Raw genomic sequence first — 21,118 nt, 5'->3', positions numbered from 1 at the left:
GATGGGAGATGTGTCTTGTGCGGACAAGTTATCTGTTGAAAAATGGCTGTGTGTTGTCGATGGATGCTCGAATTGGACAGTATAAAAGGGCGGACGTCCTGATCCAGGATTCACTGATCACGGCGGTCCAACCCGACCTTGATATTCCGGATGCGGAGGTCATGGATGCTTCATCCATGATTATTATGCCTGGGCTGGTGGACACGCATCGGCATGTGTGGGAATCACTTGTCAAAACAGCGGGAACCAACTGGTCCTTGCCAGTCTATTTGCAAAATCTCTATTATGGTGCGATGGGAAGCAAGCTCCGTCCAGAAGATAGTTATATTGCCAACCTGCTCGGTTCCTTGGAAGCGCTTAATGCAGGAGTGACGACAGTGTTGGATTGGAGCATGCCGTATTCTCCCGAGCACACGGATGAACTGATTCGTGGACTTCGGGATGCTGGGATTCGGGCGGTATTTGCTCATGGAGTACCTGGTGAGACGAACTACTGGAATAGGGATAGCCAACTCACGTATTCGAATGATGTGCGAAGAGTCAAAGAACGGTATTTTTCATCACGGGATCAATTGCTTACCTATGGACTTGCCATTCGTGGTCCGGAGTTCAGTCATTGGGATACAACGGTGAAGGAGATCGAGCTGGCTCAAGAACTGGATGCAATCTGTTCCATGCATGCCGGATTTGGCAGTTGGGGATCGGTGGATCGTTCCATTAGTCACTTGTATGAAGCGGGGCTGTTAAGTCCACGAGTGAATATCGTTCATGGTAACACCATGGGCGTTGACGAATATAAAATGTTGGCCGATAGCGGCGCTTCTTTGTCGGTCACACCTGAGGTTGAAATGATGATGGGTCATGGATATCCGGCAACCGGCTATTTTCTCGAACATGGAGGAACCCCTACACTTGGTGTAGATGTAGTGACGTCCACAGGCGGAGATATGTTTTCCCAGATGAAGTTTGCACTTCAGGCTGAACGATCCAGAGCCAATGAACAACTTCTGCAGCAGGGTGAGATGCCTGGTGAGTTGAACTTGCAGTCCAGTCAAGTACTGAGATTTGCAACTTCAGCTGGTGCTCAAGCATTGGGACTAGAGCAGAAGGTTGGAACGCTGACCCCAGGAAAGGAAGCGGATCTGATCATGATTCGTACCACCGATCTGAATCTGTTCCCCGTCCATGATCCGATCGGAGCTGTCGTTCAATTTGCCAATCCATCCAATGTCGATACCGTGTTCGTGGCAGGCAGACTCGTGAAGCAAGAGGGCAAGCTCTTGCATGTTGATCTGGATACAATCCGCCATGCGGCGATGCAGAGCAAAGAATATTTGTTATCCCAATACCGGATGTCAGACGCGGAGAGAATTACTTTTTCGTGAATCGTTCTCATAAAAACCTGAAATAAGGTCAGTTCATATTTTCATATACACGACTATCTATATTACGAAATAAAGGGCCGCATAACGTTATGTGGCTCTTTAACGTGTCTGTGTATCGTCCAATTAGACAGAATAAGGTAGAAAGAGACAGCGGAAAAAGACGAAAAGAGCTCTCTTTTGCTGAACTTCATATAACAGAGAATTAAAAAGCGAATTCATAGAAATTAAGACTCATAAAAACTACGCATAATATAAATTATACGCAGTTTTGTTCTAAATCCATTTTCATATTCATCCACGTGCAACAGATCATGATAATATTCGCGGAAAAAGAACAAAATCGAACATTTCTTCACTACTACATCCATAACATATCAAGACGATATAGAAGGAAAAGGTTGGAATGTAGTTCATATATGGGTAAGTAATAGGGGTGTGTCTAACTTGATTACAGTTCGGGGTTGCGGACAAGCCAAATATGAAATATATTTGGGGGTGTGACATGCCATCAGACATAAGAGGGAGATGTATCATGAACACACCATTACATACGAATTCAGATCATCAAAATGCAGCTTTTGGATTTGCACTAGCTGACTCATCCGTACTTGCAGAGGCGCAAATCGTTGTTTCACAACCAGGAGGTGCAGATGACCTACAGTTGGATATTGATCCGCAGCGTCTCATGAAGGATGGACGTAAAGTATCTGTCATTGCGCAACCGTTGGAATCACCCGTCGATCGTCAAGATGCCAATATCATCTATGGTCAGGAGCTGGCATACGTACAATATGCTGTTAACCTGAAAACGGACAGCACGATTTCCATCACTTCTATTGAAGGCGTTGAACAGGCTGTGAATCTTGGTTGGTCAGCATTGGCCGAAGGGGAATACGAACTTCGAATCTCCCTGCATATGAAAACACCTCGTATTGCTGAGGGTGCGCTCGAACCTGAACAACTTGCAATGGTTAAGTATGCGCAGGTTATCACCGTATATATATCACTTTTCCCGGCAGAAGCAGCGTCGTTAGCTTTGACATCTCAACCTGTATGGACTAGGAACCATCATGTATTTGACTCCTATGGCAGAGGAGGGTTTATTCTCGCTGACCTGCCTCGGCTCGCAAAGCGTGTGGAGGAACTGATTGGACCAGGTAACCATAATCTGATCGAACAATTTGCTGAAGGGGAACTGTCGGATACGTTGCTGGAAGAAGGTCTAATGGCGATTGCCTGGGGCGTGACTCCCTGGTGTTATTCACTCTATTCTGCACCAGACCAGCCATCCGCTCGAATGCTTGCCGTGGACAAGCTGGGCGATGAGCCTGAACGAAAAGGGGTCTACCGTATTGATCCATCCATTCAGCAATTAAGTATCGTACCGGCGAACGAACTGGCTTATTGGCCTGCCTGTGTTCAGAACGACTGGCCTGTTATTGATGTGATGGGTGAAGGCGAGACGTTGCATATGGATTTGTATATTCAGATCTGTGAATCCGTAAATGGACTGCACGAGAATCCATTGCCATCGTTTGTACTTACCCGCAGTCAGGGCAAGCCCGAGGCGATTATTCCACTGATTGACGTAGTCATTGTGGATGAGGAATAAGGTCTCCGTTCAGCTTAGGAAGGTTGTTCTGCCATCGTAGTGTCAGTGTAAATAATTTTAGTCAACTTATAAAGAACTGAATCGAGGTGACGTAGACAGATGATAACCGAGGAGATCCAGGAGCAATATGCGGACGAGCTCGAAGCTTTTCACATATGGATGAAGGACGCCGGCTATACAGGACATACGGTAAAATCATACACAGGTGACGTGGTGGAATTCCTGGTCTCCATTCAAGGCAAGTCACTGGAGCAGGTCAAAAAGCTGCATGTGTTGTCTTTTCTGTCCCGTGCCCGGGAGCGTGGGGTTAGCGATGCCACGAGAAATCGCAAACATGCGGCGGTGAACTGTTTTTACAAGTCCCTCATTGAACTTGAAGTATTAACGAATAATCCGGCTTTTGGGATTAAGAAATCCAAAACCGAGAAAAACCGTGCACCGGTTTTCCTTGATGAAAGTGGTCTGACGCGTTTTCTGGAGTCGGTAGATGGCAAGTATCGGACACGCAATCTGGCTGTTTTCCTCCTGATGGGGTATATGGGATTACGGGTGGGAGAAGTGCATGCCTTGAATTGCAAAGACTATAATGCGGAGCGGCGTACACTAGATGTCTTCGGTAAAGGCCGTAAGTGGCGTTCGCTTCCTGTACCGGAAACCGTGGCAGACGTGTTATCTCAAGCTATGGCTGAGCGATTGGACCCTTGGCGGCCAAAAGAGGAAGCGTTATTTGTCTCGCAAAAAGGGAAGAGACTGTCGATTCGCAGCATACAGCTCATATCGACCGAGACCTTTGATCGCTTCCAGCAGGAATCACCTGCTAATCAACGCCAGAACTATTCAAGTCATAAGTTGCGTCACTCCTTCGCGACCATGATGTTACGACGTGGAGCTGACTTGCGTACGGTGCAGGAGCTGCTTGGTCACGCGTCGATTCAAACGACAACCGTGTACACTCACGTCACCAGTAGGGAGAAAGAAGAAGCTATGGCTTTGCTCGACGTTAAACTTCCGAGCGTAAGGTGATGACACAACTACTTCATGATTAGGAGAGATGCATCAGTATGGAAGAAGAGAAGCAGAGTTTGGTGCCAGATACCCCACGTTCCAGAATACACTCCCTATGGGAGGTGTTCTTGGTATCAACGAAGCTCGGCTTAACGTCCTTTGGGGGACCTACTGCACACTTGGGATACTTTCACAATGAGTATATACGTAAAAGAAAATGGATGGATGAGCGAAGCTATGCGGATCTTGTGGGGCTGTGTCAGTTCCTCCCTGGACCGGCGAGTAGCCAGGTTGGCATGGGCATTGGTATCATTCGTGCTGGTATTACTGGAGGGCTTATCGCCTGGATCGGATTTACGCTTCCATCCGTGATTGCTTTGGTGATATTTGCTTTCCTATTACAAGGATATGATATCGGCAACGCCGGATGGCTTAGCGGATTGAAAATTGTAGCTGTAGCTATTGTTGCTCATGCGATCCTTGGAATGGGACAGAAACTTACACCAGATAAAGTGAGAGTTACACTTGCTGTAATAACAGCTGCTGTTGCTTTACTATGGACAGCCATATACAGTCAGGTGGTACTCATTCTGTTAGCAGGATTAGTTGGGTGGTGGCTCTATCGAAAATCACCCCCTCCACATGTTCCTGATCTTGTAGTTCCGATAAGTCGAACCGTAGCCGTGCTGTGTTTGATCGCTTTTTTCGGTCTCTTTATGGCACTCCCGGTATTGCGTCAAGTTACGGGGATCGAGTGGTTATCCTTATTCGATTATATGTATCGATCGGGTTCACTGGTATTTGGTGGAGGACATGTCGTTCTACCTCTATTGGAACAGGAATTGGTACCCAGAGGGTTGCTAAGCAAAGATGATTTTCTGGCTGGTTATGGAGCAACTCAAGCTGTGCCAGGTCCACTTTTTACGTTTGCTTCCTATCTGGGTGCCATAACAATGGGGATTACAGGTGCAATCGTTGCGACTATAGCGATTTTTTTGCCCGCCTTTTTGCTCATCATCGGAACGCTGCCTTTCTGGAGTGCTCTGCGTAAAAATCCGCATATTCAAGGGGCTCTGACTGGGGTCAATGCAGCAGTAGTAGGCATTTTGCTGGCTGCGCTGTATCAACCACTGTGGACGACAGCCATCATCACACCAGCTGATTTCTCGTTGCTAAGCATATTGTTTATCATGCTTACCTTCTGGAAGTGTCCACCCTGGGTCATAGTTGTTGCAGGGATTGTCGGAGGTATGCTAATAGAGTCCATTTAGGTGGCCGAGTGGTCTCGAAAAAGGAAAGAGAGGGTAGAATCCAAGGATTCTACCCTCTCTTTTTCGTGTGAACTATTTTGTGATATTCATACAATTCCAGTTATTTATTAAATGATAAGGTGAAAAACAGAAATAACGGAAATTTAGAATAATAATCCAGGAACAATTATACATAATATTAATTATGTAAACTGATATAGTGAACATTCTTTAAATGAAATCTTAAATCAATCTTCCCAAGAAAATGGTAATCTGATTATCATAACCAAAAAGGCCTTTCGCCTCTTCTCTATAGAAGAAACAAATGGCCTTTTTGGCTGTGCAATATGTTAATTAACAACGTTTAACGTGCTGAATTGTTCACGACATGAATGATTGCTTGATTGGATTACTCCAGTCCAGCGATCTGTTCTTTTAATTTGTTAGCAGATGCCTGGAAAGCCACCTTCTCGGTTTCATTCAACGGAAGAGGCAGAATTTCACGCACACCGTTGCGATCTACAACACATGGAACGCCCAGGTAGACATCCGAGACGCCATTGTAATCTTCAAGGAACGTCGACACGTTCAGAACGGAGCCTTCGTTGCCGAGAATTGCCGCTACAATGCGGTCCAGAGCAAGAGCGATTGCATAGGAAGTCGCGCCTTTGGCATTAATAATCTCATACGCTGCATTTTTGGTACGGTCGAAGATATCCTGTTGTGTTTCTTCATCCAGTTCCAGATCTGTTCCTGCAACGTTAGCCAGGCTCCATACGGGAACTTCGGAATCGCCATGCTCACCAATAATGTGGGCGTGAATACTACGCGGATCGATCCCTTTATTTTTACCAATCAGGTAACGGAAACGTGCGCTATCAAGCAATGTACCCGAACCGATCACACGGGAAGCAGGCCATCCGCTTTGTTTCCATGAAGTATAGGAGAGAATATCTACAGGATTGGTTGCAATCAGCAAAATACCATGAGAATTCACTTCAGTAATACGCTCAATAATATCTTTGAAAATGCTTGCATTTTTCTTCAGCAGATCAATCCGGGTCTCGCCTGGTTTCTGGGAGGCACCCGCTGTAATAATAATGATATCCGCATCTTTGCAGTCGGAGTAATCGCCAGCCCATACTTTCACGCCACCCGTAAATGGAAGACCGTGGTTCATATCCAGCATTTCGCCGGTTGCCTTATCATGATTCACATCCACAAATACCAACTCGGACGAACGCTGTCTCAACATTAGCGTGTATCCCGTTGTTGTTCCCACCGCACCCATGCCTATAATCACGACACGACTTGGTTTCAGCGCTGCACTGTTTGTCATGTTCATATCCTCTCCTTTTGGGTTATACTTCCATCCATATTAAGGGATTAGTGAACATAAAGCGAGTGTTGTCTATAAAATAGTTCACATTTCATGTCTTTTTACCAATTATTCCGTCGAAAAACATAATAGGATGAAAAGGGCTGCAGCGCAGGCATTGAGCAGGCAATGAGCCTTTTACACAAGGTTTGTGGTAGAATAGGAGCAGTGGATTCTGATGAATCGTAAATAAAACGCCATAGGACAGGCATGCGCGCCTGTATATTGGATGAGAGAGGTGGAACCCACTTGCGTTCGCAATGGATTAAAATCGCGCAGACAGCATTGCTGTCTATAGGTATAGTAGCCTTACTGGCTGCCTGCACCAACTCGGATCAACCGCCAGAAGCAGAGCCTCCACAACAGCAGGAGGATGCTGGGAATACAGGACAGACGTTAACCGTTGTTCCCCCGGTGAACAGTACGGAATCTGCGGATATGGCCAAGTACCAAATTCAGACCCGTTTGACCGATTTTCAGTTGCTCAATGACAACGGAGGATTGGCATGGGGGGTAACACGAAATGCGCTGCGTCTGTACTACACGCAGGATCAGGGAAAGACCTGGATCAATATTTCACCTTCGGAAAATGTACAGTTTCCGGCTAACCCTAAATATGGACAAAGCATTTATTTTGTAGATCGTGCGCACGGTTGGATTGTTCGTGAAGGCATGGGTGGAACAGATACCATGGTGCTTCGTACCAACAATGGAGGCGTAAGTTGGAGTCTGTCTTCTCTGTCCAAAACGGATAAAGTGACTGCGATCTCATTTGTATCTCCTGAAAAAGGCTGGATTCTCACCACGGTGGATACCGCTATTGGTAAACAGGACAAGAAACTCTACTTTACCGAGGATGGTGGTATCACTTGGAATCGGATGTCATCCAGTGATGAAGACGGCAAACAGGAAGCAGAAGAGATTTCCAAACGTGGATACACAACAGGGATGACTTTCTCGGATCCAAAGCATGGTTTCTTAACAGCGCTTGAGTTCGGCACACCGAAGTTGTATGTAACGTCAGACGGGGGAGAGAACTGGGACACTGGGCCATCTTTCTTTGATCGAAACAAATTCAACGGGTGTGGTAATTTCAGTGTCAGTTCACCACAATTTTTTGGACGTGAAGTACAGTCGGCCTGGATGTCAATGTCCTGTTCCCAAGGGGAGAGCACGACTTTCAATGGCTTCTTCACAACAGATGGCGGAAAGAGCTGGAAGCTGTCCAACTTCAGTTTGAACAAACAAACGGGTACGAATCGCAATCTTGCACCAGTATTCCTGAACGCATCAGAAGGTTGGGCGATGCAAAAAGGTATAACCTACCACACCAAGGATGCAGGAAAAACATGGAACGCCCTTCCTGCAAACAGTGTACTGGAAAAAATTCTCGAGGATTATCCGGAGATTGTGAAGATTCAGATGGTTACGTCCAAGCTTGGCTGGATATTGGTTGAAAATACGGATGCCAAAAGGTCGCTGTTACTGCAAACGGTAGACGGCGGCGTACATTGGAAAGTACTTTAAGAGTAATGTGTTATAGATGTGAATAGATAGGAAAGTAGAGGAGCCGGAGGGTTCCTTTTCTTTTTTTAGTATGTGAAATAAATCACAAACTAATCCTCCAGAAGGTGATATATTTAACTCAACAAGAGATGGGAGTGATGAAGATGAGAACCAACGGTCAGACTCAATTCACGCAGGCGGACGAATTAACCAGATATATGCTTCAATTATGCTACACATGTGACGATGCCAATCGTTGTACGACAGAGGAAGCAGTGAAGGCTTGCATGGCAGAACACGCACAGGCAGACCAGCCCGAACCAGCCGAAGGCGGAGATGTAACGCGCGGGTTTATGGACTTGATGTACGCATAGTAATCAAAACTGATCAAAAAAAGCTGATATATCAACGTTTTGCCCCCAACTGGGGGCTTTCTTATTATAAAAAATCACTAAAAAAATCACATTTCCTGCAGCACACTCATATTTAACACTTCAGCAAAATGTTTTTTTAACTTTTGGTCCGCATTATTTTGCATTTTCTGAGTGACATGAGTATATATTCCGAGAGTTATTTTTTCATCCCGATGACCCACTCGTTGCATAATCGTTTTTAAATCAACACCTGCTTCAACAAGCATGCTTATATAAGTATGTCTGAAAATATGAGGTGTAGCATGTTTCTTTATAGTTGTTTTTTTCATAAGTTGTTGCATTCTTGTAAGAATGTATTTCTGGTGAACAGGATAACCATCGGGTTTTCTAAATACAAAGTTCTCATCGTGGTAATACTTATACATTTTTTTATGTTGAAGATAACTATTATCGGATTGTTGCTGAAACTTCTTCAACATATTCATTATAGATTCGTCTATAGGTACGACTCTTATTGACGAAGTTGTTTTCGGTGGTGTTAATTCTAATTAATAAAGCTTTTCGCATGAAGAGTTTTGGTTATTCTAATATGATTTGCTTCAAAATCAATGTCTGGCCATTTAAGTGCACAAAGTTCACCAGATCGAAATCCAGAGAAGGCTAAGAGGTTAAATATCTCTTTGTCTAAGTATATTCCATAAATATTTATGACGTTGAAAAAATTTATTAGCTCAACTCGATCTAAATATTTTTCTTCAACAAGTTTATCCTTATTTTCTATTTCAGCTACAGTAAGCATCTTAACAGGAATAAATGGAGTCCGTAGTTGGATTATCAAGAATGTATTTGTTTTTAATAGTATATGGAAAGATCATGTTCGCAGTAGTTTTAAAACCGCTTATAGTGTTGAAAGAATATCCTTGTTCAAACAACTGATAAAGACACTCTTGAAAATCTCTATGAGTAATACTAGAGATCTTTCTTTTTGCGAAGTGTTTGTTTAAATTCTTGATTTCAACTCCTCTGGTTATAATGCTTCGTTTTTTCACCTTACCTTTAGAATAAACTCTAAACCATTCTTCAGCCACATCTTCAAAAATTAAACTCTTATTCTTCTTAGCATTAATACCTCTTGATAATTGATCATACACAGCTTGAGCACGAGCGAATGCTTCCTTCTGAGTATCACCTCTTCGAGGTATCTGTTTCCGCTTTCCAGTTAAAGGATCAGGAGGACCCTCTAAAGTACATATCCATTTGTATCCTTGTTTATTGTTAGCCTTAATCTTTGTATAAGATGCCATTGCCTTTACAGACATGACTCTATACTCTAAACCATTAAGAATAGTGCTTGCATCTATGTATTTATAATCTATTCCCTCTTCAAACAAGCCTAATTTTTTGAGTATGCCACCGCCTGTCTGCACAGTTGCATCGGGTTGAGTTGCAGCGAATACTGCTGCAGCTCCTATAAGTAGTTTTTCACCAGACTCAGTAGTGCCATCACCTCTACCATTAAAACTAATCCCTCTAACTTCGCCACTTTCCTTATTTATAGTACCAACTAGAAATAAGTCATCACTAAAAGAGTATTCAAAGTTCTTAATAATGGAATCTGGATCAATCGGCAGACTCTTGATATTCATGGCCAAATCTAGCTCTTTTGTGAATCCATTAAATCTATCCTTAAATTCTTCTGGAGTGACTCCTAGTGACTCTTTAAGGTGAGCCGAATTCTCTGTTTCCTCAGCATCTGACGTTGTCTGAGAATTTTGTGTTTCTATACTTGAAGGTTTAATATCAAATGTCACTATATTATCCTGTGATTTAATCTTATAAAATACTCCATTATCGTCTAAGCTCCCAGTAAAACTCATAGGGTCACTATTTTCCGCTAGCCAACCTAATCTAGTAAGGAGTTCATTCACATCTTCAATTCCGTAATCTGGGTTTACTGTCATTGTAGTTGAAGCTATTACAGCTAAAGTGTCCTTTCCTGAATCAGCAGTAATGTCTTCGTTACTTACAATAAAGACTTCGTTTAATTTTAATTTCTTATCTGTCTTCATGATCATATTGATGTTTTCATCAAAGGCGTAAGTGAATGTCATAGTACTATCGTCGTTGAATTCCCGGCTCAGTTCTTTAATCACAATCTGATTTAGACTGTGATTCTCGGCTGTAGCATTAAACTGATTTTTAAACTCACCAGCAGTCATTTCAGCTAAGGTACTTTTATTTTCGTTGGTACATTATTTTCTGATTGAATAACAGTTGTATTTGGTCCAGATGGAGAACCGATTCAGCCGCAGGAGCCGACCGGAGACGGCCAAGAATCTGAGAATGAGAACGAACAACCAACTGTTTCACCGACAGATGGTGAAGATCCTGGTACCGATCCAAATGATCGTTACGGTGATAACGATAACAATGACATTCCAGACTGGATGAAGGATGGCGGCGATGATCAGTCCGGATCGAAGGAAATGGACTTTACTTCTGAAGGCGGGGAGGGTGATCCGAAGTCGGCAGCAGATCACCAACACGTAGCACAAGAAGATCCACCTGCAAGTGACAAATATAGTGCACCTGCTGAGATCGATAAGGAACAACTCGAACAGTTCATTCTCAATCAACGGCCGATCTTTGATGAGATCAAGTTCACTGATGGTCCTGCTGATTTCCCTGCACTGCTTCAGCAACGGAAGGTAGAGGGCAAGACATGGTTGGAGATCTCAAAAGAAATGAACATTCCGAGTTCACAAATCAGCTCCAAGTTTAACGCCTACAAAAAGCGAGTAGCCAAGATGATGCAGGATGGCTTGGCAGTCTAAGCATCTTTCATATAGCAGCATCCCCGGTCAAAGTTGGCCGGGGTGATCAGCTACATTCATTGAATAGAACATATGTACTAAATTCTTTAATCTTCAGTAATCTTCAAATCAATAATATGTCTACAGTTGGGACATTTTTTTGTAGCAGTGTAAGTTTTCTTTTGATTTATATCAAGAAGGGATAGCAGCTGAACTAATAAATTTGGTAGTGAAACCAGAGCAAGCAACAAAGTGATTGTACTCATTGCAGCGGTATCAATTAATGCTTTTTGATCTTGAAGCATTCCAGCCATAAAAAAACCTAGGATTATGACAAACACTACAACAAAGGCTATGTATAGTAATCCCCAACTAATATTTGTCCATTTCCACACTGTTTTTATTTTCATTTTTTCACCTCATTATCTATTACGTCTAATGAGATTAGAAGATTCAATATTTGATGCTGAGACGGGGCCTATCGCACGTGGACTGTCGTATCGCTGGCAGCTGAAAATTAAAGGAGCTGAGGAAATGGCAATCTCACCAAAGGTAATTCAGTTGATCGATCATAAGCTGGCACAGTTGATCCGAAATGGATGCCGCGTAGTTCGGATCAAAATGCAGGTACTGAACTGGTGGAACAAGGATCGGTCCAGACGGGTTACGGCATTCTGCGAGTAGAGCCGAGTAATTTTGTTCCGCGTGGCAAGTCATATCTGATCGAAGATCGGTACCGAGGATTCACATGGGTAAGGTAATTCAAAAATGGAGCGTCGTTCTCCAAATATATAGAAAATAAAAGAAGAGGCATGGGCCTCTTCTAAGGGGATTAGTAATAAAGAATACGCACTAGTATGTATTGTCTTCTAGAATAGTGGTAAAAGTTTTGCTACAACTCCTATTAAGATAAATATGACACCAGAACTTACACCCATTGCACTGCTGGTTTGTGTGCTCTCTACATTCTTGTCGCCAAGAGAGATACGCTTAAAAAATCGTGACACCGTAGAGTTAGGATATTTGTGATCATACAGCGTGAGCGCGATTATTATGACACCTAATATAATCATTATCAATTTAGTCATCTCCTTTTAATGATAAATACGACAAATATATTAAAAAGTTCCATTTTAAATTTAGATTTAAGGAGGATCTGCTGATGATCGATTATCGTAGTGTGGACACCGGAGCAGATAGCAAGTCATTTGAAGGCAATTGGTGCTGAGCATCCACCTAAACGGCCTGACAAGCTGGTTACTGCTCCACAACAGCACAACGGCAACAGCAGGTACTACAAACGTGGGGGTGAGTGGTAAGTTGGAAAGGAATTTTAGAGCATTGTTACTGAAATACGGTTATCCGGAGGACTTGGTAAGTGGATGGAGTGCTGAAGACTGTGAAGCGGAATGGGACCATTTTTGCAGTAAGGTCATTCAGGAATAACAAATATCCCCCGCAAGCTTGGCGGCCAGGCGGGGGACACATCGAATTAACCTCATCAAATTATACCACGGGTGAGGGGATCAAAATGGGGAAAAGACGAAAAAACAACTTACAACTGACGTTTAACATACTGCCGACAGATGAAAAAGCTACTCGCCGTGCTGTGGAGGAATATTTGGAGACCGTTCGGCAGTACCGGCAGAACGGTTTCATCCGCCGTGAGGCAGCAGTTACGCAGGCATATGTTTATGGAGAACATCAGTCTACTAATGCAATTAGTAAGCAAACAGAGAGAGTTGCAATATATAATGTGGACAAGGAAGCTGAGTTGAAAGAGAAAGACAGGTTGTTGACTCTTGCTATGGAGAAGCTATCTTCTGTACAACGAGAAGTAATACAACGTAGTTACTTGGACGATGAAGGTGAATTCGATTATATCAGCTGTGGAGAGATGGGACTAAGTGATAGTACATTCAGAAGATTAAAGAATGAGGCAATTAGTATTGTAGCGGCTGCATTAAGATTGGAAGTCGCGGAAGGTACTCAGATAGGCCAGGAATTCGTATGTTAACGTATAGAAAAAGGAGAGCTGAATTAACGAGGCCACTGAAGAACTCGCATTTTTCCTTGTAGGTACGTACCTATTACAAAAAGAAGACATCTGGATCCCTATTTTGGGATGGATGTCTTCTTTTTGTGAACCCTAAGCAAGTTAGATTCCCGAATTTATTCATCTGCTAACTTTAGTATTCGCTTTAGATTTACAGCAAATATGGCCATTGCACCTTGTAATTGCATGCCAAATAAACCCGAGGATGTGGCTATGTCATACCCGTGTCCATGTTTGAGTTCACTGTTTTTTGCTTCAATTTTGTAACGTTCTTTGGATTTATTTTTGAAATATTCTGTTTCTTGAAATGCCATTTGTTCGGAGTGTTCCTCGGATTTAATCGAAACGGAATACGTCTTGCTTTTGGCATCCTCTTTGTAGCAACCTTCCTTTAGTGGACAACGCTTGCATCGCTCCACATCAAAATAATATGTGTCTGTTTGGTTTGCACCGACACCTTTCTTGCCTTGCCGTGCCTTACGGAGGGCCATATGCCCAGCTGGACACACATACAACCCTACGTCCTTATTAAACAGGAACTTCTCTTCCTTCTTACGGTTGCCTTGCGTAATGAGTGGATTGAGTTTCGCTACAAGTTCAATCTCATTTTTATTAGTATAAACAATATTATCCTTTTCGGAATAAGCTGCGTCTCCGATGACAGTCTTCACCTGCATGCCAGCTGCTTTGCTTTTTTTGATTAACTCCTGCAGTTGTTTACCATCATTTTTCTCTCCTGTTGTAATGACGGCCGCTGTAATAATCCGTTCCTCGGTCATCGCCAGATGTGTTTTGTATCCAAAGAAAGCCGAGTCTGCGCTCTTGTGTCCCACTCGTGCATCGGGGTCCGCCGCCAAGCGAAGTTGCTCGACGTCATCTGCAATCGTTTCTTTCAGCAGGTTGAGAGGCTCTAGAATTTTTGGCACTTGTGCGATCCCAGATTCAGTTTCGATGAAAGCGACAAGCTTCTGGCAATACTCGATTTCACCTTCGAGTTCGTTGGTTGTATTCTTTGTCGGCATGTTGGCTTTGGCCGATTCATCCAAGGTATACACAGCTTTGCGCAATTTCCGCGCACGGTCTTGCAGAATTTCTTGTGGTGACTTCTGATTGTAGCGTGCTTTTGTATGCGTAGCATCAACAATAATGGAATGGCTCTTCACGATATTCTGCTCGATCGCAAGCGTCACCGTTTGACCAATGAGCATGTCCAGCAAATCCATATCTTTCAATCGCAGTTTGCGAAATTTTGTCAGGGAGCTTGGGTCGATAACAGAATCTTCTGGCGCCATACCGAGAAAGTATTTGAACGACATGTCGTACTTCGAGCGTTCGACGATATCTACGTCAGACAGTTCAAAGATAGCTTTAAGCAGTAAGTATTTAAACATGCGAATAGGATCGATGGCGTTACGTCCATTGTCCAAACAATATTTAGCTTCGAGTTCTTCATAAATGAAAGTGAAATCCACGAGCTCGTTAATTTTACGGAGCATATTGTCCTTCGGAACGACGATGTCATACAATGCTGCATAAGGACTCAAGACTAAGCTTTGTTGTTGTCGAATCATCCGCTCTCACCTACTTTTCGTGATAACTCAATTATACGCAAAAAAGGGTAAGTTTCTCCAATTTTCTTGAAGAACCTTACCTTTTTCTAAATGAGAACTTTTCAGTGGCCTCGAATTAACAGCTCTCCTTTTTTGATGCTTACTTCTTTCGGGTAGACATCTTTATTACAAAGAATAGTAACGATAAGAAGAATAGGGCTTGTGAAACGTTGACAAATATTCTGATACCTTCGCCCGATTCTTTTATGCCAAATAAGATATCAATTACGGATACCAAACCTGTAATTATAAGTATGATCAGTGAAAGTATGTACACGTTTAGTCCCCCTTAAATATTGGTGCTTTACAGCAAGAAGAAGACGATTGCTCTTGCTGCTGCATCACTTAACCATGCTGGAACACCAACAGATTGTAGAGCATTGGATAGACCATCCTCTGCGGTACCTGTAAAGTCTACCATAATATCCAGCGCTTGCATAAGTACCTGATAACTCAGATAAGTTTTAAGAGTAGTTTTTGCGCCATCTGTCAGCAATGGCAATTTATCTACATATACTTTCGTTAGACTTTAGACGTGATACATTAGAAGCATAGAAAAAGGCGCGAATGAAACGCACAGCTGCACATGCGGCATTGGACTGGGGCGTTCCTCTTCTCGCCTTTTCTATTTGATGCTTTTTCAAATTAAGACTACTAAATCGTCGAGAAGTGATATATAGGAAAACAGGAAGCTCTTAGCTCCGAGCTTCCTATTTTTTATATCTAGTTTTAAGATGTGCCTGCTTGGGCTAAACCATTAAAGGTTACTGGACCTGTAATTGTTACAGCAGTAGGACCTGTATTCGATGCATACATCGTATACCGAATTTGACCAGTTGCAACATCAGTTGCAGGAGGGAAGTCGCCTGCAGCAAAAGTTTCCAGTCTGGATGCGGGGCCAGCAGTCAAAGGGAGTGTGGCAGCAAAAATTAGAAGTCCTGTTCCGAACACACCAGTACCTCCTCTTTCAACAAAAATGTTAACGGTATTTGCTGCTGTTCCACTAACACCAATCGTCCCCCAAAGTTCTATGCGAACATCGCTTTCATTTGGGGTGCCTATTGCACCAACAGTTTGAAGTCCAATATCACCTAGTAACGTTGGGGTTGCTGGTAAAATGGCTGTGCCAGTACCATAAATGTTGTTTAATGAAAGACGGGAATCTAAAAATTGAGTTGCCATTGATAACACCATCCTTTTCTTTTGATAGTTTAATATATTAATAGCAAGTGAGAATGTTTGGACACCGGTTAAGTTTCCCCTAAATTTATGCTAAAACCTATAATGACTGAAATGTTATTATCAATAAAGTGAGGAAAGCAGAGAAAACTGCTGGTTTGTCCCGAATCATCAGGACTCACCCGTTTTCTGTCCCTTGACCCGCATTTGGTAGCTTCAGTAAAATGGTCTTGTTCTTCCTCTATAGTTACATAGTATTAAAGCAAAGAGCGCAGCGTTTTTGCGGCGACCGTTTCGGGCGCATGCTTTTAGGACGTAACAACAACATCATACATATCACATTAAAGTCGTTCCTTCATTGGATCGGCTTTTTTTATTGGAGGAATTGAAGTGATCAGCAGAAGACGGAAGAAGATACGCATTCGCCCCAACAAGCAGCCTGAGAAATGCAAAGGTTGTGTATGGGGTAGATGGGATGGAGTTAAGCAGTTTTGTCCTAAACCTCCTGATTGTTGTGTTAGAAAGGAAAACCCTTCTTGAATGTCGAAATTGGACGTAAGAAAGGGGGAGTTACATGGAACATAGCTTTGTTGATGGGTTTTACTCATTCGTTAGAAAGCAAGCTAAGGAGTACCCATGTTTGAGCTGTATGAGTTATAACAACAAGCCGAAAACAAGAAAATTCATCAGTTCTACAAAGGCGGAAGTAACTTTGGAATGTCGAGACTGTAATAGTGAACGGGTGGTAACTATAGCAATAAGGGATTAACAATATGCAAGTCGCCTTTGTGCGGCTTTTTATTTTGTCCTCATATACAGAATGTGAGCCGTTCTGAGCTTCTTAACATGAGAACGTCCGGTTTGTAGGAATCAGTCCGTTGAAGAGCGGAGAACAGCGTCTGAGTGAGCCTACGCATGCATATGATGGTCATCAATTTGTTGAAACCAACTCAACACAATATAATGTATGAAGGTAATGCTAAACCACCGCCTGTATGATAAATATAGAGAGGACGGGATATACATAATGAAAGAGTACGTCAATGACTTACTTGGGAGTGCTTTGTATAAAAAAAGAAAGTTTCAGGCAGACGAATTTTGGAAAATAGATAAATTATTTGCCGAGGGTTTTGTCTTTGATTCATACTGTCCGTCGTGTAAAAGTGAGCTGCGGCTTTGACTCGGGTCATGCCAAGGGTATGAACTTCAAATCCACACGTCTCAAAAATCTCTCTAGGCACCTTTCCTTGCTGATTCGATGTAATAAAGAGTTGTTTAAACTCGTCTGTATACGTGATTCCCTTTGGTCGTCACGGACTTGACATAGGGATTTCTAGCTAGTTGCTCTACTTCATATGCTGTAAACGTTTTTTTACTCATTCATTATTCTCCGTCCTTGTCTAGTTTATGGTATAACAAAAATACCCCATAGAGAGACTTTTTCAAAGTGTCTACTCTATAGGGTACAGTTTATAACGCTGGTGGAGTCCTTTTTTTGTTTTATTGTTCATTATTACTAAATTAACAAAATATACACATTTTTTTACAAAATATGGTTTATAGAGTATGTGGATTGATATATTATACAAAATGCAACTAAATCCCAATTAAGGAGTGATATTGTTGTTGAACAAAGCGTGGAAAGTTGGAGTTGCTTTCGCATACCTAGTGTTATGATGGTAGGAACATCGGTCGGTGCATTTGCTTCTAGTTTGCCACAAGAAAAAGTCATTACTGAAATTGAAACTACTATTTCAACGCCTTCAGTAACTCCTATTGTAAATGAAACTATCAATGCAGCCCCTGGTAATCTCGGATATAATTCGTGATCTCTTGCCTGGCGATAAATTGAAAGATGCCTGGGATGAAGCTAGTTGGAATATTACTAATGAATTGGATTTCTTAGCTTCATTAGGTGATGCGGTTGAAGACCAAGTTCAAAGTGCCATTGTACAAGCTATTATGGGCGTAGCTCAAGGATCTATTAGTAGTTCAGTGGCTAATAGAATTGCAAATGTAGTAATGTTGTTCTTATAAAAAGGAGTAATATAATACTATGCCAAACGAATCACTAGAAGAGAAAGTGGAAAGATTGGAACTATACGTTAATCTCCTGCGGCAAATTGCTGTAGATCCCGAGGAATATCGATTGTGGGATTGGGTGATTGCAAATGAACTAAACGTTGATCAGTATAATTCAATAAAGCATGTTTTAAAATTATGTGTTCGAGCACATCTTGCGGCGGAGGCAGATCCATCTGTGAAAATTCCTACATTGGAAGAACTGGTAGATGACTTAGTCCCAATTCTATCTCCAAATCCGAGAATAGCACATACTAAGGGTGTTATCGAACTGCTAAGAAATGCTGTGAAAATGACACCTTACCTATCTTTACAAAAATACTTATAAGCGTATCAAAGCGACGAATTTTGACTTAAATGGGTTTTGGAAAGCTTCATCTTGCAGTAAATCTGCGGATGGAGCTTTTTTTATGTTGAATATCGAACGTATATTCACATATAATAGCTAAAAGCAAACAAACGTTCTTGTTATTGGAGAAATGAACATGCCAGTGAAATACTTGGGTTGGTTAGTTGAAATCATTTACGAGGATCAAAGCGGAAAGATCACGAAACGTCGTATCCAGGTCAAAAGCATACGATCCGGAATGATCAAAGCTGAGTGATCTATTGTCAGGGCAGCCGCGGACATTTAAGGAATTCGGTTTACTGGCATGTCATCCGATCATGACGACAGCGTAGGGGGAGATCCAATGTTAACGGATTACGAACGTAAGATCTTGAGGATCTTGTTTAATTACAGTAGCGGCCGCAGACGATTACCGACGATTCATGAACTAACGGTCAAAACAGGTAAGGGTAAACCAGATGTTATGAGTGCTCTGGAAGGTCTTGTGGCTGCGGAATACATACATTGGGAAGACAGGTCTGACACTGCCAACATAGTGATACTGGAAGGCTGGGAACGAGAATCGGAAAAGCCTAAGCTTCCCAAGGTACCGCCACCGGCGCAGTCAAACGATATAAGTTACTGGACCCAATATTAAGGAGGCATGCAACGTGGCAAGTAAATTGACGGCAAACGGATCTATGAAGGTTCTCGTATAATTTTTCCGGAACATCGTGAAGCGTATCTCGACGAAATGAATAAGCAGGTGAGACGGGGAAAACCTATTTTGGACGATCAGGAAGTGCAGCTGATCGAGGAAGCGATTTTTGAGTCTTACTAAGAATGCAGATCAATTACGTTCACTGTATTCAATCCGTTCGACGATGAGATTCTGCGCGGTGTTGTCACAGCTATTGATAAACCGAATAGGAGAATCAAACTTGTACGGGGAGAAGAGGACTACAGTTGGCTTAAAATAGAAGAGATCATTTCTGCAGGCTTTTAAAATGCATCCTCTTTTTTATGACTGAGGTACGTATTTGTTACAATATGTATTAGATAATGCTATTTCATAGCAAATGAGACATCACAAAAAATCACAATAAAAATAACAATCTCTGCGAATAAAGGCGGAGATCAATGGACACCTGTTAAGTAAAAGATACTAATATATGAATTTTTAAACCTTCACCAACATAAGCGCATGAAAGGTGAAAGTCATGACAAGATGGATCTGATGTACGCATAGGCTAATCATTCACGGAGAACGCTCCTGCGGGAGGGTTCTTTTTGATTTATAGTGAAATGTATGCGCTTTTAAATGTACTTCGCAAATATTGCAGCATGGGTTATTATAGAAATAATTAAGGTAATTTACTCAAAATGTGGAATTAATTTAATAGAATCTTAGTTAGGAGGACCATGATATGGAGAAAAGTTCTACAGTTAGATCAAACATGATAGGTGGTAGGCAGGTTGGTGCCATCTCGGAAAAAAGGTATTAGAAATAGGCTGTGGAAGCGGGCAATCCTTACGGTATTTGGGAGAACACCAAGCTACTGAACTATGGGGGACGGATCTTTCGGAAAATCAAATCGAAAAGACAAAACAGCTTTTGACTTCCAGCAATATTGCAGCGACGTTAATCTGTTCACCTATGGAATAAGAAAGTGGGATACCAAAGGATTATTTTGACATCGTTTATTCGATTTATGCGATCGGCTGGACAACCGACCTGGAAGGGACTCTTCTCCAGATTGCTTCCTATCTCAGGAAGGATGGCGTATTTATCTTCAGTTGGTCTCACCCTATACACAAATGTGTTGCTGCAGAAGATGATAGATTTGTTTTTAAGAAATGTTACTATGATGAATCTTGGTACTCGGTAACTCTTGGCGAAAGTAAGCTAGCATTATCGGACCGTAAACTATCAACCTATGTGAATGCATTGGCAAAAGCGGGATTTGTCATTGAGCAATTGATTGAGGAATCTGATGATGAATTGATGCAACTGCAAAATGATGATTTTGCCAATAAAGCAAAGAAGCCCCTGTAACCTTTGTGATAAAGGCACGAAAACTATAGGAGAAAGATAAGGAGAGTGGCTAATGCATATCAATCGAAGATATCACGGTCTTAATAAAGTATTAATTGGTGTTCTGGTACTCGCATTAATCATTGTGACATGTGCGGTACCTGTGCACGCTGAGGTAGAGAAGGTGCAGACTACGCCCTCCAGGATTGCGTTGTCTTCGCTAGAGGAAACGATAGATTCATATGTGGCTACTAATCAGAAAAACACTGCTGCCGTTTCGGTTGTAGCTATCAAGAATGGTGAGACTATTGTGAATAAGGCCTATGGATACGCAGATCTTGAGCAACAGAGAAAGGCAGACACCTCTACTGTATTTGAATGGGGTTCAACCTCTAAACTATTGATCTGGACGAGTGTGATGCAACTTGTCGAGCAGGGAAAGCTTGATTTGGATACCGATATTAGGAATATTTGCCGGAAGGATTTCTAAAGAAACTTGAATATG

Annotated in this window: 22 protein-coding genes and 2 pseudogenes; 16 read left to right on the top strand and 8 right to left on the bottom strand. The window is 42.3% G+C overall.

All coding sequences use genetic code 11. The annotated features are described in order from the left end of the window. Positions 1–17 precede the first annotated feature (17 nt). From M1D71_RS16430 to M1D71_RS16415, 4 genes are all read left to right on the top strand, one after another. A complete protein-coding gene (locus M1D71_RS16430; RefSeq protein ID WP_458122838.1) occupies positions 18–1,385 on the top strand; it encodes an amidohydrolase family protein in 1,368 nt (455 codons plus the stop codon). A gap of 532 nt (positions 1,386–1,917) precedes the next feature. Continuing rightward, complete coding sequence (locus tag M1D71_RS16425) at positions 1,918–2,997, top strand: hypothetical protein (RefSeq protein ID WP_458122837.1); 1,080 nt, start codon at positions 1,918–1,920, stop codon at positions 2,995–2,997. Between the two features lie 99 nt (positions 2,998–3,096). Then, on the top strand, positions 3,097–4,020 hold the full coding sequence (locus M1D71_RS16420) for a tyrosine-type recombinase/integrase (RefSeq protein ID WP_458122836.1): 924 nt from the start codon (positions 3,097–3,099) through the stop codon (positions 4,018–4,020). Between the two features lie 38 nt (positions 4,021–4,058). After that, the gene (locus tag M1D71_RS16415; RefSeq protein WP_458122835.1) at positions 4,059–5,273 is read left to right on the top strand and encodes a chromate transporter; all 1,215 of its coding nucleotides are present in this window, start codon (positions 4,059–4,061) and stop codon (positions 5,271–5,273) included. 388 nt (positions 5,274–5,661) lie between these two features. Here M1D71_RS16415 and M1D71_RS16410 read toward each other — a convergent pair whose 3' ends face one another. After that, positions 5,662–6,591: an L-lactate dehydrogenase gene (locus M1D71_RS16410; protein ID WP_458122834.1), complete on the bottom strand. Its 930-nt coding sequence runs from the start codon at positions 6,589–6,591 to the stop codon at positions 5,662–5,664. Between the two features lie 288 nt (positions 6,592–6,879). Here M1D71_RS16410 and M1D71_RS16405 point away from each other — a divergent pair, with 288 nt between their 5' ends. Both M1D71_RS16405 and M1D71_RS16400 read left to right on the top strand, forming a co-directional pair. Next, entirely contained in the window at positions 6,880–8,157 is a 1,278-nt protein-coding gene (locus tag M1D71_RS16405; protein ID WP_458122833.1) for a YCF48-related protein, read from the top strand. Positions 8,158–8,300: 143 nt separating this feature from the next. Next, on the top strand, positions 8,301–8,510 hold the full coding sequence (locus M1D71_RS16400; RefSeq protein ID WP_074095432.1) for a hypothetical protein: 210 nt from the start codon (positions 8,301–8,303) through the stop codon (positions 8,508–8,510). An 86-nt stretch (positions 8,511–8,596) separates the two neighbouring features. Here the strand turns inward: M1D71_RS16400 and M1D71_RS16395 are convergent, their stop codons facing one another. Genes M1D71_RS16395 through M1D71_RS16385 form a run of 3 tightly spaced genes read right to left on the bottom strand, consistent with a single transcriptional unit; the run spans position 8,597 to position 10,729 of the window. Then, on the bottom strand, positions 8,597–8,995 hold the full coding sequence (locus M1D71_RS16395; protein WP_458122832.1) for a tyrosine-type recombinase/integrase: 399 nt from the start codon (positions 8,993–8,995) through the stop codon (positions 8,597–8,599). Positions 8,996–9,054: 59 nt separating this feature from the next. Continuing rightward, positions 9,055–9,309, bottom strand: a complete 255-nt coding sequence (locus M1D71_RS16390; protein WP_458122831.1) for a tyrosine-type recombinase/integrase — start codon at positions 9,307–9,309, stop codon at positions 9,055–9,057. A 1-nt stretch (position 9,310) separates the two neighbouring features. Continuing rightward, positions 9,311–10,729, bottom strand: coding sequence for a tyrosine-type recombinase/integrase (locus M1D71_RS16385; protein ID WP_458122830.1), 1,419 nt, complete (start codon positions 10,727–10,729; stop codon positions 9,311–9,313). Between the two features lie 228 nt (positions 10,730–10,957). On the opposite strand from M1D71_RS16385, the gene M1D71_RS16380 reads away from it, so the two are divergent. After that, on the top strand, positions 10,958–11,344 hold the full coding sequence (locus M1D71_RS16380) for a hypothetical protein (RefSeq protein ID WP_458122829.1): 387 nt from the start codon (positions 10,958–10,960) through the stop codon (positions 11,342–11,344). 86 nt (positions 11,345–11,430) lie between these two features. Here M1D71_RS16380 and M1D71_RS16375 read toward each other — a convergent pair whose 3' ends face one another. After that, the gene (locus M1D71_RS16375; protein WP_458122828.1) at positions 11,431–11,733 is read right to left on the bottom strand and encodes a hypothetical protein; all 303 of its coding nucleotides are present in this window, start codon (positions 11,731–11,733) and stop codon (positions 11,431–11,433) included. A gap of 124 nt (positions 11,734–11,857) precedes the next feature. On the opposite strand from M1D71_RS16375, the gene M1D71_RS16370 reads away from it, so the two are divergent. The 3 genes from M1D71_RS16370 to M1D71_RS16360 all read left to right on the top strand — a co-directional run bounded on the left by M1D71_RS16370 (position 11,858) and on the right by M1D71_RS16360 (position 13,340). After that, complete coding sequence (locus M1D71_RS16370) at positions 11,858–12,007, top strand: hypothetical protein (protein ID WP_458122827.1); 150 nt, start codon at positions 11,858–11,860, stop codon at positions 12,005–12,007. Between the two features lie 537 nt (positions 12,008–12,544). Next, positions 12,545–12,769, top strand: a complete 225-nt coding sequence (locus M1D71_RS16365; protein ID WP_458122826.1) for a hypothetical protein — start codon at positions 12,545–12,547, stop codon at positions 12,767–12,769. Positions 12,770–12,854: 85 nt separating this feature from the next. Beyond that, a complete protein-coding gene (locus M1D71_RS16360; RefSeq protein ID WP_458122825.1) occupies positions 12,855–13,340 on the top strand; it encodes an ArpU family phage packaging/lysis transcriptional regulator in 486 nt (161 codons plus the stop codon). A gap of 155 nt (positions 13,341–13,495) precedes the next feature. Here M1D71_RS16360 and M1D71_RS16355 read toward each other — a convergent pair whose 3' ends face one another. The 3 genes from M1D71_RS16355 to M1D71_RS16345 form a co-directional block, all read right to left on the bottom strand. Further along, positions 13,496–14,950 (bottom strand): IS1182 family transposase, encoded by a 1,455-nt coding sequence (locus M1D71_RS16355; protein ID WP_458122824.1) that lies wholly within the window; start codon positions 14,948–14,950, stop codon positions 13,496–13,498. 343 nt (positions 14,951–15,293) lie between these two features. Next, positions 15,294–15,428 carry a hypothetical protein gene (locus tag M1D71_RS16350; RefSeq protein ID WP_458122823.1) on the bottom strand — a complete coding sequence of 45 codons (135 nt, stop codon included), beginning with the start codon at positions 15,426–15,428 and terminating at the stop codon, positions 15,294–15,296. Between the two features lie 290 nt (positions 15,429–15,718). After that, positions 15,719–16,171 carry a hypothetical protein gene (locus M1D71_RS16345; RefSeq protein ID WP_458122822.1) on the bottom strand — a complete coding sequence of 151 codons (453 nt, stop codon included), beginning with the start codon at positions 16,169–16,171 and terminating at the stop codon, positions 15,719–15,721. Positions 16,172–17,962: 1,791 nt separating this feature from the next. Here M1D71_RS16345 and M1D71_RS16340 point away from each other — a divergent pair. The 6 genes and pseudogenes from M1D71_RS16340 to M1D71_RS16315 all read left to right on the top strand — a co-directional run bounded on the left by M1D71_RS16340 (position 17,963) and on the right by M1D71_RS16315 (position 21,103). Further along, a complete protein-coding gene (locus tag M1D71_RS16340; protein ID WP_458122821.1) occupies positions 17,963–18,205 on the top strand; it encodes a hypothetical protein in 243 nt (80 codons plus the stop codon). A 19-nt stretch (positions 18,206–18,224) separates the two neighbouring features. Continuing rightward, entirely contained in the window at positions 18,225–18,578 is a 354-nt protein-coding gene (locus M1D71_RS16335; protein ID WP_458122820.1) for a DUF1878 family protein, read from the top strand. A 364-nt stretch (positions 18,579–18,942) separates the two neighbouring features. Further along, positions 18,943–19,236: a hypothetical protein gene (locus tag M1D71_RS16330; RefSeq protein ID WP_458122819.1), complete on the top strand. Its 294-nt coding sequence runs from the start codon at positions 18,943–18,945 to the stop codon at positions 19,234–19,236. 24 nt (positions 19,237–19,260) lie between these two features. After that, a pseudogene (locus M1D71_RS16325) lies at positions 19,261–19,584 on the top strand (YolD-like family protein). A 483-nt stretch (positions 19,585–20,067) separates the two neighbouring features. Then, positions 20,068–20,663, top strand: a pseudogene (locus M1D71_RS16320) (class I SAM-dependent methyltransferase); the annotation flags it as partial. A gap of 23 nt (positions 20,664–20,686) precedes the next feature. Then, positions 20,687–21,103, top strand: a complete 417-nt coding sequence (locus M1D71_RS16315) for a serine hydrolase domain-containing protein (RefSeq protein ID WP_458122818.1) — start codon at positions 20,687–20,689, stop codon at positions 21,101–21,103. Positions 21,104–21,118: the final 15 nt, after the last annotated feature.

The sequence above is a fragment of the Paenibacillus sp. Z3-2 genome, assembly GCF_054161325.1.
Note: the sequence above shows the minus strand (reverse complement) of the source record. Positions and strands in the feature narration are given on the sequence as shown.